This window comes from Leucobacter musarum subsp. musarum (genome assembly GCF_001273845.1).
Taxonomy (GTDB): Bacteria; Actinomycetota; Actinomycetes; order Actinomycetales; family Microbacteriaceae; genus Leucobacter; species Leucobacter musarum.
Genome location: NZ_JHBW01000087.1, coordinates 68741 through 82983 on the forward strand (window position 1 = coordinate 68741; position 14243 = coordinate 82983).

Genomic DNA, 14243 nt, shown 5'->3' on the forward strand with positions numbered 1-14243 from the left:
AGAACCGGCCGCACGGAAGGATTTCCACGCACCATGCTTCGCATCGCAGTTCCCAATAAAGGCTCGCTCTCCGAGACGGCCGCCGAGATGCTCGCGGAGGCCGGCTACACAGGGCGTTCCGACAGCCGCAAGCTCGTTCACGCTGACACGCGCAACCAGGTGGAATTCTTCTACCTCCGTCCGAAGGACATCGCGACCTACGTCGGCTCGGGCGCGCTCGACGTCGGCATCACGGGGCGTGATCTGCTGCTCGACTCCGGTTCTGGCGCGACCGAGATCGAAGAGCTCGAGTTCGCGGACTCGACGTTCCGGTTCGCCGCGCCTGCCGGGAGCGGCATCACCGAGCTCGCTGACCTCGCCGGCCGCCGGGTGGCGTCCAGCTACACCAAGCTCGTCGACGATTTCCTGCGCGAGCGCGGCGTCATCGCCGAGCTCGTCAAACTCGACGGAGCAGTCGAATCCGCGGTGGAGCTCGGTGTCGCCGACGCCGTTGCCGACGTCGTTTCGACGGGTGCCACACTGCGGGCGGCCGGGTTGGAGATCTTCGGCCCGGTGATTCTCCAGTCCACGGCGGTGCTGATCGGTGGCCCGAAGCAGCACGCCGACATCGAACGCCTGCTGCGTCGACTGCGCGGCGTCCTGGTGGCTCGGAAGTACGTGATCATGGACTACGACCTGCCGGTCGAACAGCTCGAGGAGGCGACGCGCATCGCCGGGGGCATCGAATCGCCGACCGTGTCGCCGCTGAAAGACGAGCGCTGGGTGGCCGTGCGCGTCATGGTGCGATCGGACGACGCGAACCAGATCATGGATCGCCTCTACGACCTCGGCGCACGCGCGATCCTCGTGACAGCCATTCACGCCGCGCGACTCTGAGCGGAGCATCATGTCCATCGCAACCCGTGTGATCCCGTGTCTCGACGTCGCAGGCGGGCGCGTCGTCAAAGGGGTCAACTTTCTCAACCTCCGCGACGCCGGTGATCCGGTCGAACTCGCGGCACGTTACGCGGCGCAAGGCGCTGATGAGCTCACCTTCCTCGACGTTACCGCGACCGTCGACGACCGATCGACCACCTACGACGTCGTGCAGCGCACGGCTGAACAGGTGTTCATTCCGCTGACCGTTGGCGGTGGCGTGCGCGGCGTCGACGACGTGGCGCGTCTGCTCGGCGTCGGCGCAGACAAAGTGGGCATCAATAGCGGCGCAATTGCCCGACCCGCAGTGATCGGCGAGATCGCCGATCGATTCGGGGCCCAGGTGCTCGTACTGTCACTCGACGTGAAGCGTAGCGATCGCATGCCCTCGGGCTTCGTCGTGACCACGCACGGCGGCAAGCGCGAGACCGATATCGACGCGCTCGCCTGGTGCCGCGAGGCGGTCGAGCGCGGCGCGGGTGAACTACTTGTCAACTCGATGGATGCGGACGGAACGCTCGCGGGCTTCGACCTCGAGCTCACCCGACTCGTGCGCGACATCTCGCCGGTACCCGTGATCGCCTCCGGCGGCGCAGGGGCGCTGGAGCACTTCGCCCCCGCTGTCGATGCGGGAGCCGATGCCGTGCTCGCCGCGTCCGTGTTCCACGACGGGACCTTCACCATCGGGGAAGTGAAGCGCGCGCTCGCAGATGCGGGGTACGAGGTGCGCCTGAGCGATGCTGAGCCGGCATCATGACCGCGATCGATCCCGTACCCGCAGATCTGGTTTTCGGGGCCGACGGCCTGTTGCCGGCGATCATTCAAGACGACGCCAACGGTGATGTGCTCATGCTCGCCTGGATGGACCGCGAAGCCGTGCGGCGCACTCTCACGACGGGCCGGGTCACCTTCTGGTCGCGCTCACGGCAGGAGTATTGGCGCAAGGGCGACACCTCCGGGCACCGACAGTACGTGCGCGGCGTGTCTATGGATTGCGACGGCGACACTCTGCTCGTGCGGGTGATCCAGGTCGGTGCGGCGTGCCACACCGGCACGCGCACCTGCTTCGACGATCGTGAGATCACTGCGCTCGTCGGCGACCCTGCCAACGACTGAGCGACACCGAGAATTGAGGCGCCGAGGGCCTCTGCGGCTCCAGGCTCACATCCGACGCGCGGTAGGCTGACACGGTGAGCTTGACGACCTCGCGCGCCGCGTTCGACGCCGCGCGCGCCTCCCACGCAGTGATTCCGGTGTGCCGCGAAGTGTTCGCCGACGCAGATACCCCGGTCGGCATCTACCGGAAGGTTGCGGGCTCGCGCCCAGGCACCTTTTTGCTGGAATCGGCCGAGCAGGGCGGCGTCTGGACGCGGTTCAGTTTCGTCGGCGCCGGCAGCTTCGGAGTGCTCGGTGAGCGCGGCGGTCGTGCCCACTGGTCGCCGGCCGACGGTGGTGAAGTATCGGAGGAGCGCCTGCTTCCCGGTGGCATCAGCGAGTTGGCGCCCGTCGAGGCGCTGAGTGCGGTCTACGAGCGCTGGAGGTCGCCGCAGGTCGAGGGTTTGCCGCCGCTCGCGAGCGGATTCGTCGGGTACCTCGGGTGGGAGACGGTGCGCCAGTTCGAGAAGCTCGAGCACGGCCCCGTCGACGGGCCAGGCCTGCCGACGCAGGGGCTCAGTTTCGTCTCCGAGCTCGTCGTCATCGACCATCGTGAGGGGAGCGTTGTACTGCTCGCCAACGTGCTGCACGATGCTGCGCTCGGCGATCCCGCACCGTCAGAAGCGAACGACGACCGTGCGCTCGCCGATGCACAGTGGGCGGACGCGCAGGCGAGACTCGACGCGCTGCAGCACGCGCTCGCCGCTCCTGAAGCTTCCCCGTTGAACTCCGTAGACCGTGATGCGGCCCCCGACCCGAAGCGTCTCACGTCGACACCGGAGTACGTCGCGGCAGTCGAAGCCGCGAAGCAATACATCGTCGACGGCGACATCTTCCAGGTGGTGCCCTCGCAACGATTCGACCAGCCGTGCACCGCAGCCCCTCTCGACGTCTACCGAGTATTGCGCCATCTCAATCCGAGCCCGTACCTCTACCTGCTGCAGCTTGAAGACGCCGCAGGGCATCCGTTCGCGGTTGTCGGTTCGAGCCCTGAGGCCCTCGTGACGGTGCAGGAGGACGGTCACGTCATGACGCACCCGATCGCCGGCTCCCGGCCGCGCGGAGCCTCGGTCGAAGAGGATCAGCAGCATGAGCGCGATCTCCTCGCCGATGCCAAGGAGCGCGCAGAGCACCTCATGCTCGTCGACCTGGCGCGCAACGATCTGCTCAGAGTGTGCGAACCTTCGTCGGTTGAGGTGACCGAGTTCATGCGCATCGAACGGTTCAGCCACATCATGCACATCGTGTCGAGCGTCGAAGGCCGAGCGCGCTCGGGTCAGAACCCGATCGATGTATTCCGCGCCACCTTCCCCGCGGGCACGCTCTCGGGCGCCCCCAAGCCGCGTGCACTGCAGATCATCGATGAGCTTGAGCCCGTGCAGCGCGGAGTCTACGGCGGCGTCGTCGGATACTTCGGGCTGGGTGGAGCCGCGGATCTCGCGATCGCGATCCGCACGGCAACGATCAAGGACGGCGTCGCGATGGTGCAGGCCGGTGCCGGAGTGGTCGCCGACTCGGTACCCGAGACCGAGGACGCCGAGTGCCGCAGCAAGGCCGCGGCGCCGCTGCGGGCGATCGCCATTGCGAACACGCTGCACGCGCTGGGGGAGGCCCACGATGCGGCCTAAGCTGTTGACCATCACCGGGCTGGCCGCGGCCGGTGCGCTTGCACTGCTTGCCGGATCGCAGACCTGGATCTCATTCATGCTCGATGGCACCCACAGCCTCGAAACCGTCGCCGGGCATGATGTGAACTCCGCGGTATCGCCCATTGCTATCGCAATCTTCGCCGCAGCGCTGGCCCTCACGATAGCCGGCCGGGTGTTCCGGCGGGTGCTGGGTGCACTGATCGTCTTGCTCGGAGCGGGCCTCGCCGCGCTCACCATCAGCGTCATTGCGCAGCCGCTCGAGGCGATCGCGGGAACCATTACCTCACTCACGGGGATCACCGGGGCGAACACGACGTCACTGGTGGTGTGGAGCCAGCTTTCTGCCTGGGTGTGGGTGTGCGTCGCCGCCGGGGTGATCGCCGCACTGCTCGGGGTGACCGTCGTCGTCTGGGGCGGCCGATGGGTGACCGGTGGACGCAAGTACGATGCGTCGGCACCGGCGGTTGCGACTGCAGCAGGTCAACCGGATCGCATCTCCGACTGGGATGCCCTCTCCGGCGGTGACGACCCGAGCGACGACGAAGAGCTCGATGCTGACCGCACCCCCGATACAGACGCGGAATCTGCGGCGGATGACGATGTCGCCGGGGAGGCGCCGAACGGTGCTTCTGATTTCCGCTAGTCTGGAACCGTCGAATTCTGTTCAGAGGAGATTCATGAGTACCCAGCACGGAGACCCCGGTCACGGCGATTCGCCCGCCGCATGGACGGCGGTCGTGGTGATGCTGCTCGGCATCGCTGCCGGCACCGTCTTCTTCTTCCTGCACAACGCACTGATGGTGTGGGTGTGCGTCGGCGTCGTCGTGGTGGGCGCATTGCTCGGGTGGGTTCTCTCCAAGGCCGGCTACGGCGTCAACGGGCCGAAGTTCACCCCTCCGGCGCACGACTGACGTGCTCGAAGATCTCCTCGCAGGTTCGCTCGAAGACGCTGCGACTCGGAAACTGACGCGACCCTTCGCCGAGGTTGAGGCGGATGCGCTGGCCGCGCGACCTGCGCTCGACGCACTCGCCGCGCTGGCGCCGGCCGATCACATCAAGGTCATCGCCGAGGTGAAGCGCGCAAGCCCATCACGCGGCGATCTCGCCGATATTCCTGAACCTCAGGACCTGGCGACGCAGTATGAAGCCGGTGGTGCCAGCGCGGTCAGCGTGCTGACGGAGGAGCGCAAGTTCAAGGGCTCGCTCGCCGACCTCGAAGCGGTGCGCAAATCGATCAGCATTCCGGTGCTGCGCAAAGACTTCATCGGCGACGAGTACCAGGTACTCGAAGCGCGAGCAGCCGGCGCTGACCTCGTGTTGCTCATCGTCGCGGCACTTGAGCAGCCCCGACTCGAGCGTCTGCACGACCTTATTCGTGAACTGGGCATGACCCCGCTCGTCGAAGCGCACAGCGATACGGAAGTCGCCCGTGCGGTCGACCTCGGTGCACAGCTCATCGGGGTCAACGCCCGAGATCTCCGGACCTTCGAGCTCGACCGTGATTTGTTCGGCCGTGTGGCCGACCAGATACCTGCCGGAGTGACTCGGGTCGCGGAATCCGCGGTGCTCAACGTGTCCGATGTCGAGCACTACCGCTCAGCCGGTGCCGACGCGGTGCTCGTCGGCGAAGCGCTCGTGACGAGCGACCCCATCGCTACGCTGCAGTCATATCTCAGCGTCTGACTGAATCTGTAGAGGACACTGTGACCGATCAGAACCCGGCGACGACGAGTCTGCGCGACCAGCACGGCCCATTCTTCGGAGAATTCGGCGGCCGGTACATGCCAGAGTCGCTCATCGCTGCCATCGACGAATTGACCGAGGCGTACGCCGCGGCCCAAGCAGATCCTGAGTTCCGCGCCGAACTCACGGAGCTGCTGCTCTCGTACGCGGGCCGCCCGTCTCCGATCACTGAGGTGCCCCGCTTCGCCGTGCATGCCGGAGGCGCACGCGTCTTCTTGAAGCGCGAAGACCTCAACCACACTGGCTCGCACAAGATCAATAACGTGCTCGGACAGGCGCTCCTTACGAAGCGCCTCGGCAAGACCCGCGTCATCGCGGAGACCGGGGCGGGGCAGCACGGGGTGGCCACGGCCACGGCGGCTGCGCTGTTCGGTCTCGAATGCACGATCTATATGGGCGAGGTCGATACCGAGCGTCAGGCGCTCAACGTCGCTCGCATGCGGCTGCTCGGCGCCGAGGTCATCCCGGTGCGCACCGGATCGCGCACGCTGAAAGACGCGATCAACGAGGCGTATCGCGATTGGGTCGCGAGCGTCGATCGCACCAACTACATCTTCGGTACGGCAGCGGGCCCGCACCCGTTCCCCGCGATGGTGCGCGACTTCCAGAAGATCATTTCCGAGGAGGCTCGCGCGCAGCTGCTCGAGCGCGTCGGTCGTCTTCCCGATGCGGTCGTCGCGTGCGTGGGCGGCGGATCGAACGCAATTGGTATGTTCGATGCGTTCCTCGACGACGCCGATGTTCGCTTGTATGGCGTTGAAGCAGCTGGAGACGGCGTCGATACCGAACAGCACGCCGCATCGATCGAACGCGGTCGACCCGGAATTTTGCACGGTGCGCGGACGTATGTGCTGCAGGACGCGGATGGGCAGACCATCAAGTCGCATTCGATCTCTGCCGGCCTGGACTATCCCGGTGTCGGGCCGGAGCACGCGTGGCTCGCCGACATCGGTCGTGCCGAGTACATTCCGGCGACCGACGACGAAGCGATGCAGGCGCTGCGGCTCCTGAGCCGCACCGAGGGCATCATCCCCGCAATCGAGTCGGCGCACGCACTCGCCGGCGCGCAGCGCATTGGCGCGGAGCTGGGCGAGGGCGGCATCGTCTTGGTCAGTCTTTCCGGGCGCGGCGATAAGGATATGGCGACGGCTGGCCGATACTTCGGTCTTCTCGACGAAAACGGACCGGAGGTCGACGGATGAGCGCGGCGGAATCACAGGTCGCGCGCGCGATTCGCGCGGCGCAGCAAGATCGCCGCGGAGCCTTGATCGGCTATCTTCCCGTCGGCTTCCCCGATCTCGACACGAGCATCGATGCGGCGATCGCCATGGCACGCAGTGGAGCTGATGTGCTTGAGTTGGGTGTCCCATACTCCGATCCGGTGATGGACGGAGCGGTGATTCAAGAGGCGACGCAGACGGCGCTCGCTGAAGGATTCCGTCTCTCGGACGTCTTCGAGGCCGTTCGGCGCATTCGTGAAGCGGTGGACACTCCGGTACTCGTCATGACGTACTGGAACCCAGTGCTGCAATACGGTGTGGATCGTTTTGCGCGGGAGTTGGCCGCTGCGGGTGGCGCCGGGCTGATCACGCCCGACATCACTCCGGATTCCGCGTCAGACTGGATCGCGGCGAGCGAGGCGCACGGGCTCGATCGCGTCTTTCTTGCCGCACCGAGCTCGACCGATGCGCGTCTCGCGCTCGTCGGCGACTCGAGCCGTGGATTCGTGTACACCGTGTCGACCATGGGCATCACGGGTGAGCGCGCCCAGCTCGATGCGGCGGCTCGCGGGCTGACCCAGCGACTGCGCGAACAGGGTGCAGAGATCGCCTGTGTCGGAATCGGCATTTCCACCGCCGAGCAGGTTGCCGCGGCACTCGACTACGCCGACGGTGCGATCGTCGGAACAGCGTTCGTTCGCGCGCTGCGCGACGGCGGCGTGGCGCAGCTCGCCGACACGGTGCGCAGTATCGCGGCGGGTACCGCGCGGTAAGATTGACCCGTCTTCCGCACGGCGATTCCGCGCGGTTTCCATCGAAGTCCCGCGGCAGCGCGCCGCGATCGAAAGAGGAGTGAATGATTCTCCCGTTGAGCATTCCGAGCCCAGAACTGCAGTATCTGCAGATCGGGCCGCTGCGGATCTACTTCTACGCACTCTGCATCATTCTGGGGATCATCATCGCCGGGATCTGGACTGCCCGTCGCCTCGGTCAGCGCGGAGGTGAACGCGGCGCAGTCTTCGATTTCCTCGTCTGGTCACTGGTCCTCGGCATCATCGGCGCGCGTTTGTACCACGTGGTGACGCACTGGGGCGACTACTTCGGCGCAGGCAAGAACCCGCTCGAAATCTTTGCCTTCTGGAACGGCGGCATCGCCATCTTCGGTGCGCTGATCGGCGGGGCCATCGGCGTACTGATTGCCTCGCGCATCACCGGAATCCGATTCTGGTCGTTCGCTGACGCACTGGTACCGGGTCTGCTCATCGCGCAAGCGGTGGGTCGTGTAGGCAACTACTTCAACCATGAGCTGTTCGGCGGACCGACCACGTTGCCCTGGGGGCTGGAGATTGAGGCGAGCAACGCTGCGTTCCCCATCGGACTGCCGGAGGGGACCCTGTTCCACCCGACGTTCATCTACGAGGCGATCTGGAACCTGCTCGGTGTCGTCGTGCTGCTCGCGATTGAGCGCAAGTGGCGTCCGCGCTGGGGCACCTTCTTCGCGCTGTATCTCATCTGGTACGGCATCGGCCGCTCGTTCACCGAGTCGCTCCGCGTGGACCCGAGCCTGCTCTTCCTGGGCATCCGCACCAACGTCCTTGCCGCACTGATCGCCATCCTCGTCGGGGTCATCCTCTTCATCGTGCGCCGTCAGCGTCACGTCGGTATCGAGAACACGGTGTACTTGCCCGGGCGTCGAAACCCGAGCGACACGGTGCTTCAGGACACGGCGAACGCCGACGAGTTCTATCACATCATCGATCGAGGAGACGCGAGCGAACGCGACGCTGCGGAAGCGGTCGACACCCCATCTGACGCCGAAGACGTCGTCGAGGCCGCTCCGGTAGCCGAGACGGACGCCCCCGGTAAGACCCACTAACCGAAGGAGACCGCTGCATGCGTCACGCCAAGATCGTCGCCACCTGGGGCCCCGCTGTTTCCAGTTACGACCACACGCTCGCGCTGATCCAGGCCGGCGTGAATGTGGCTCGCCTGAACATGTCCCATGGCACCTACAACGTGCACGAGGGCATCTATCGCAATATCCGTCGCGCCGAGGCCGAGGTGCAGCGTCCCATCGCAGTGCTCGCCGACTTGCAGGGGCCGAAGATTCGCCTCGGTGTGTTCGCCGATGGTCCGTACGAGCTCGAGGTCGGCGACGAATTCGCAATCACGACCCGAGAGATCGTGGGCGACCGAACGATCTGCGGAACGACGCACAAGGGACTTCCCGGAGATGTGCGCCCCGGAGATCCGTTGCTCGTCGACGACGGCAAGGTCGCTCTGCGCGCGGTGAAAGTGACGGAAGACACGGTGTATACGACCGTTGAGATTCCGGGCAAGGTGTCGAACAACAAGGGCATCAATCTGCCGGGCGTGGCCGTCAACGTTCCGGCGCTCTCGGACAAGGACGAAGAAGATCTGCGTTGGGCGCTCGCGCTGGGCGTCGACTACATCGCACTGTCGTTCGTGCGTGACGCCGCCGACATCACGCGCGTGCACGAGATCATGGACGAAGCCGGCGTGCGTCTGCCCGTGATCGCCAAGATCGAGAAGCCGCAGGCGGTCGAGCATCTCGAAGAGATCGTCGCAGCTTTCGACGGCATCATGGTGGCACGTGGCGATCTCGGAGTCGAGCTGCCGCTTGAGCAGGTGCCGTTGGTGCAGGCTGAAGCGGTGTCGATCGCGCGACGCAATGCGAAGCCGGTCATCGTGGCCACCCAGGTGCTCGAGTCGATGATCGAGAACCCGCGCCCCACCCGAGCTGAAGCCTCCGACTGCGCGAACGCCGTTCTCGACGGTGCCGACGCGGTGATGCTTTCGGGCGAGACCAGCGTCGGCGCGTACCCGGTGCAGGCTGTCGCGACGATGGCTCGAATCATCGAGGCCACGGAGGATCACGCGCTCGGCCGCATCGAACCTCTCGGGAGCGCTCCCCGCACCCAGGGCGGTGCGCTCACCCTTGCAGCTTCTGAGGTCGCTGATTTCATCGGAGCCCGCTTCATCTGCGTCTTCACGGAGTCCGGTGACACTGTGCGTCGCATGTCGCGATTGCGCCGACCGATTCCGATCGTCGGCTTCACCCCTGACGCCGGGACGCGTCGTCGCATGGAGCTGACCTGGGGTGCGCAGAGCTATGAGGTGCCCCGTGTCGGCAGCACCGATGAGATGTTCGAGCAGGTCGACAAGGTGTTGCTCGAGCACTCTCGCGCGGAGCTCGGCGAGAAGGTCTTGATCATTGCCGGATCGCCTCCCGGAGTGGTCGGCACGACGAACACGCTGCGCATTCATCGCATGGGTGAATCGACGGGGCTATTGCCTGAGGCCGGTCCGCGTACGTTCGGCAACTAGCCCGTTCGCATGCGCGCGACGCGCCCACCGGGGCCGCGTCGCGCGCAACCTTCGCCTGTCTGTGCGCTAGGCTGGTGGAGTTCGCCGAATTGGTGGAATTGGCAGACACGGCGCACTCAAAATGCGTTGCCGAAAGGCGTGCGGGTTCAAGTCCCGCATTCGGCACGAACTCGATGCCCCGCTGCAGTGACTCACGTCACGCAGCGGGGCATCTGTGCGTGTGGGCCTCGGTGCGAACGCTCGAATTCAAGCTGCTTTTCGGAATTCCGCAGTATGAATGTCGTAAGCTGGACGGGTGAATGACCAGAGCACTGCACCGAGCGCTCCGCGACGCGTTGTCGTTGCGGAAGACGAATCCCTGATCCGTCTCGACATCGTCGAGACCCTGCGCGATAACGGTTTCGAGGTGGTCGGCGAGGCCGGTGATGGCGAGACCGCCGTCAAGCTCGTCGAGGAGCTGCGCCCGGATCTCGTGGTCATGGATGTGAAGATGCCGCAGCTCGATGGCATCTCCGCAGCAGAGCGCATCAATAAGACGCACATGGCCCCGGTTGTGCTGCTCACTGCGTTCAGCCAGCGGGAGCTGGTGGAGCGCGCAAGCGAAGCCGGTGCGCTCGCCTATGTCGTGAAGCCGTTCACCCCGGCCGACCTGATCCCCGCGATTGAGATCGCCCTGTCGCGATTCCAGCAGATTGTGGCGCTCGAAAGCGAAGTCGCCGATCTCGCTGAGCGTTTCGAGACCCGCAAGCTCGTGGATCGCGCCAAGGGCATCTTGAACGACAAGATGGGCCTGAGCGAGCCCGAGGCGTTCCGCTGGATTCAGAAGGCGTCGATGGATCGTCGTCTGACCATGCAAGATGTCGCCAAGACGATCATCGATCAGCTCGGGCAGAAGAAGGAGTAATCTGTCGCCGTCGAGTTCGACCGCGAATACAGGAAGGCCCCGGCCCGCGAATGCGGGTTCCGGGGCCTTCCTGTGTGCCGGAGACTAGTCGCGCTGCTGCTTGTAAAAATTGGTGATGCGCACCGTGGAGCAACGGCTGCCGTGTTCGTCGGTGATCACGATCTCGTGGACCGCAATGCTGCGCCCCAGCTTGATCGGAGTGCACACGCCGGTGACCAGGCCAGACGTCGCCGAGCCGGTGTGCGTCGCGTTGATGTCGACGCCGACCGCGACATACCCCTCAGGGGCGACGAGATTCGCATGCATGGATCCGAGCGATTCTCCGAGCACCACATACGCGCCGCCGTGCAGGAGGCCGATCGGTTGCGTATTGCCCGCGACCGGCATGGTCGCGACCGCGCGGTCACGGGTGAATTCGATGGCTTCGATGCCCATGCGATCGGCAAGGGCACCCATACCGCGTTCGCGGATGTAGGCGAGACCATCGATCGGTGCGGCGTCTGCGTGTGCGGGGGAGTCAGTCATGGGAACCTTTCGGAGACGATGTGACACGCGCGACTCGACCGTATCGGTGCACGCCCTGGGGAATGTCGGCGGCGGATTGTAGGCTGATGCCGTGTCGAACACTCAGCCTACTCTCATGGTCATCGATGGCCACTCGCTCGCATTCCGTGCTTTCTACGCCTTGCCGGTAGACAGTTTCCAGACGCAGTCGGGTCAGCACACGAATGCGATTCACGGGTTTATCGCGATGCTCATCAATCTGCTGGGCAACGAACAGCCCGATGCACTCGCGGTCGCGTTCGATATTTCTCGACACTCGTTCCGCACCGAGGAATACCCGGAGTACAAAGGCACTCGCGGCGAGACGCCCGCAGAGTTCAAGGGGCAGATCCCGCTGCTGCAAGAGGCGCTGCACGCGATGGGTATCCGTACCCTTGAGAAGGAGAATTACGAGGCCGACGACATTCTGGCGACGTTGTCGACGCGTGCCGCAGAGCGTGGGTACCGGGTGCTCGTGGTCAGCGGTGACCGCGACACCATCCAGCTCGTTGATGATCGAGTGACCCTGCTCTACCCGTCGAAGCAGGGCGTGAGTGAGTTGACGCGCTACGACGGCGCGAAGGTCATGGAGCGTTACGGTATTCGGCCCGAGCAATACCCTGAGATCGCGGCGCTCGTCGGGGAGACGAGCGATAATTTGCCCGGCATCCCCCGCGTGGGTGAGAAGACGGCCGTGAAATGGATCAATCAGTTCGGCTCCCTCGAAGAGATCCTGCGTCGGCAAGACGAGGTCGGCGGTAAGGTCGGCGAGAGCTTGCGTGAGCACGCGCACCTGGCCGAACGAAACCGTCGGTTGAACCGTCTGGTGCGCGATGTCGAGCTCGATGTCGAACTCGATGAACTCAAACGTGGCGAGATCGACATGGCGGCGGTGCAGCAGATCTTTGCGAAGCTTGAGTTCCGCACGCTGCTCCAGCGCGTGGGCAAGCTTGCCGGCGCAGAGGTGCCCACGGGCGGGTCGACGGTGTCGGCCGCCGTGCCGCTCGCGCCCGAGCGGCCGGAGTCGAAGAATCTCATTGACGAGGAACTCGCAGATTGGCTGCAGAAGAACGAGAACCCCGCAGTACTGGTTCGTGAGCTTGATGGCGGCTTCGAAGTGGGGGTGGCGACCCCCGAATCCTCGGTTCGATTCGATTGGCAGCCGGGCGGGCGCGACTACACACTCTTCGAGGAGTGGCTCGCATCCGATGCACCGAAGACCTTCTATGACGCGAAGCAGCAACTCGCCGTCGCGCGGCGCGGGGGAGTGATCATCGGAGGGATCGCGGGCGATGCTCTGCTCGCCGCGTGGGTGTTGCGCCCGTCGAACGCGGAGAAGAGCATCAACGATGCGGTATTCCGGTATTTGGGGGAGCAGGTGCCCGAGGGTGATCCCAATCAGCTCGTCCCCGACGAGGGCAGTGTCGCCGATATCGCGACACTCGCCTGGTACGTCGTGCGCCTGCACGCCGCGATCGTTGAGCGATTCGAATCGCGGGCCGGCGAGGTCTATCGAGATATCGAGTTGCCGCTCGTACCGGTGCTCCACGCCCTTGAGCACCGCGGGGTGCAGATCGATGAGCCGCTGTTCGCCGCGCAAGACGCGGAGCTGACGGCGCGTGTCGCCGAACTGCAGCAACAGGCGTTCGATGCGATCGGCCATGAGGTCAATCTGTCGTCGCCGAAGCAGCTGCAGGAAGTGCTCTTCGACGAGCTTGACATGCCGAAGACGCGCAAGACCACTCGTGGGTACACTACCGATGCGGCGGCCCTCGCTGACCTGCAGACGAAACAGCCCCACCCGTTCCTCGATGCACTGCTCGGCCATCGCGACGCGAACAAGCTGCGTCAAATGGTGGAGTCGCTCATCAAAGCGGTGCAGCCCGACGGCCGAATCCACACCACCTTCGTGCAGACGGGTTCGAGCACCGGACGACTTGCGTCGACCGATCCGAATCTCCAGAACATTCCCGTGCGCTCGGAAGAAGGGCGTCGCATCCGCGAGGGCTTCATCCACAGCGGTGAATTCTCGACGCTGATGACCGCGGACTATTCCCAGATTGAGATGCGGATCATGGCGCACCTGTCGGGCGATGCCGGGCTGATCCAGGCGTTCAATGAGGGCGAAGACCTGCACCGGTTCGTCGGCGCCCGGATCTTCGGAGTCGCACCCGACGAGGTCACCAACGAGATGCGATCGAAGGTCAAGGCGATGTCGTATGGTCTCGCATACGGCCTGTCGGCGTTCGGGCTCTCGAAGCAGCTCAACATCTCCGCTGCCGAAGCCAAGCAGCTCATGACCGACTACTTCGAACGCTTCGGCGGCGTGCGCGACTACCTGCGCTCCGTCGTCGACCAGGCGAAGCGCGATATGTTCACCGAAACCATCTTCGGTCGTCGCCGCCCGTTCCCGGACCTCGCGAGCCCGAATCGCGTGCTCCGCGAAAATGCCGAGCGCGCCGCGCTGAACGCGCCGATTCAGGGGTCGGCAGCCGACATCATCAAGCGCGCCATGATCGAAGTGGAACGTCGCATGAGCGAGGCGAATCTCTCCTCGCGCATGTTGCTCCAAATTCATGACGAGCTCATGTTCGAGGTCGCCGAAGGCGAGTGGGATGCGCTCGAGGCGATTGTGCGAGAGGAAATGGCGGGCGCGGCTGAACTCTCGGTGCCACTCGAGGTGCAGGTCGGGCACGGTCCGAACTGGAACGCGGCGGCGCACTGACCGGTTCGCGTAACCCGACTTCCGCGTGATTCCGCCACTGG

The 14243-nt window shown here is 65.0% G+C and carries 14 protein-coding genes and 1 tRNA gene; 14 read left to right on the forward strand and 1 reads right to left on the reverse strand.

The features are described from left to right. The first annotated feature begins 33 nt into the window (after nucleotides 1-33). The 13 genes from hisG to CH42_RS09375 all read left to right on the forward strand — a co-directional run bounded on the left by hisG (nucleotide 34) and on the right by CH42_RS09375 (nucleotide 10934). Nucleotides 34-876 (forward strand): ATP phosphoribosyltransferase, encoded by an 843-nt coding sequence (gene hisG / locus CH42_RS09315; protein WP_053353536.1) that lies wholly within the window; start codon nucleotides 34-36, stop codon nucleotides 874-876. Between the two features lie 10 nt (nucleotides 877-886). Beyond that, nucleotides 887-1672: an imidazole glycerol phosphate synthase subunit HisF gene (hisF, locus tag CH42_RS09320; protein ID WP_053352936.1), complete on the forward strand. Its 786-nt coding sequence runs from the start codon at nucleotides 887-889 to the stop codon at nucleotides 1670-1672. Next, nucleotides 1669-2031: a phosphoribosyl-AMP cyclohydrolase gene (hisI, locus tag CH42_RS09325; RefSeq protein ID WP_053352937.1), complete on the forward strand. Its 363-nt coding sequence runs from the start codon at nucleotides 1669-1671 to the stop codon at nucleotides 2029-2031. Before hisF ends, hisI begins: the two co-directional genes overlap by 4 nt. A 74-nt stretch (nucleotides 2032-2105) precedes the next feature. Beyond that, nucleotides 2106-3698: an anthranilate synthase component I gene (locus tag CH42_RS09330; RefSeq protein WP_053352938.1), complete on the forward strand. Its 1593-nt coding sequence runs from the start codon at nucleotides 2106-2108 to the stop codon at nucleotides 3696-3698. Next, nucleotides 3688-4362, forward strand: coding sequence for a Trp biosynthesis-associated membrane protein (locus CH42_RS09335; RefSeq protein WP_053352939.1), 675 nt, complete (start codon nucleotides 3688-3690; stop codon nucleotides 4360-4362). The genes CH42_RS09330 and CH42_RS09335 overlap by 11 nt, the downstream gene beginning before the upstream one ends. 34 nt (nucleotides 4363-4396) lie before the next feature. Then, nucleotides 4397-4630: an HGxxPAAW family protein gene (locus CH42_RS09340; RefSeq protein ID WP_053352940.1), complete on the forward strand. Its 234-nt coding sequence runs from the start codon at nucleotides 4397-4399 to the stop codon at nucleotides 4628-4630. 1 nt (nucleotide 4631) lies between these two features. Beyond that, nucleotides 4632-5402, forward strand: a complete 771-nt coding sequence (gene trpC, locus CH42_RS09345; RefSeq protein ID WP_053352941.1) for an indole-3-glycerol phosphate synthase TrpC — start codon at nucleotides 4632-4634, stop codon at nucleotides 5400-5402. 20 nt (nucleotides 5403-5422) lie between these two features. Then, nucleotides 5423-6664, forward strand: coding sequence for a tryptophan synthase subunit beta (gene trpB / locus CH42_RS09350; RefSeq protein WP_075205324.1), 1242 nt, complete (start codon nucleotides 5423-5425; stop codon nucleotides 6662-6664). After that, a complete protein-coding gene (gene trpA, locus CH42_RS09355; protein WP_053352942.1) occupies nucleotides 6661-7455 on the forward strand; it encodes a tryptophan synthase subunit alpha in 795 nt (264 codons plus the stop codon). Before trpB ends, trpA begins: the two co-directional genes overlap by 4 nt. An 83-nt stretch (nucleotides 7456-7538) precedes the next feature. Continuing rightward, nucleotides 7539-8558: a prolipoprotein diacylglyceryl transferase gene (gene lgt / locus CH42_RS09360; protein WP_053352943.1), complete on the forward strand. Its 1020-nt coding sequence runs from the start codon at nucleotides 7539-7541 to the stop codon at nucleotides 8556-8558. 17 nt (nucleotides 8559-8575) lie between these two features. Continuing rightward, complete coding sequence (gene pyk / locus CH42_RS09365; protein ID WP_053352944.1) at nucleotides 8576-10030, forward strand: pyruvate kinase; 1455 nt, start codon at nucleotides 8576-8578, stop codon at nucleotides 10028-10030. Nucleotides 10031-10113: 83 nt separating this feature from the next. Further along, nucleotides 10114-10195: transfer RNA gene (locus CH42_RS09370), tRNA-Leu, on the forward strand. 130 nt (nucleotides 10196-10325) lie between these two features. Further along, entirely contained in the window at nucleotides 10326-10934 is a 609-nt protein-coding gene (locus CH42_RS09375; RefSeq protein ID WP_053352945.1) for an ANTAR domain-containing response regulator, read from the forward strand. Between the two features lie 84 nt (nucleotides 10935-11018). Here the strand turns inward: CH42_RS09375 and CH42_RS09380 are convergent, their stop codons facing one another. Beyond that, nucleotides 11019-11459 carry a hotdog fold thioesterase gene (locus CH42_RS09380; RefSeq protein ID WP_053352946.1) on the reverse strand — a complete coding sequence of 147 codons (441 nt, stop codon included), beginning with the start codon at nucleotides 11457-11459 and terminating at the stop codon, nucleotides 11019-11021. A 115-nt stretch (nucleotides 11460-11574) separates the two neighbouring features. On the opposite strand from CH42_RS09380, the gene polA reads away from it, so the two are divergent. Beyond that, the gene (gene polA, locus CH42_RS09385; RefSeq protein WP_082309382.1) at nucleotides 11575-14202 is read left to right on the forward strand and encodes a DNA polymerase I; all 2628 of its coding nucleotides are present in this window, start codon (nucleotides 11575-11577) and stop codon (nucleotides 14200-14202) included. Nucleotides 14203-14243 lie beyond the last annotated feature (41 nt).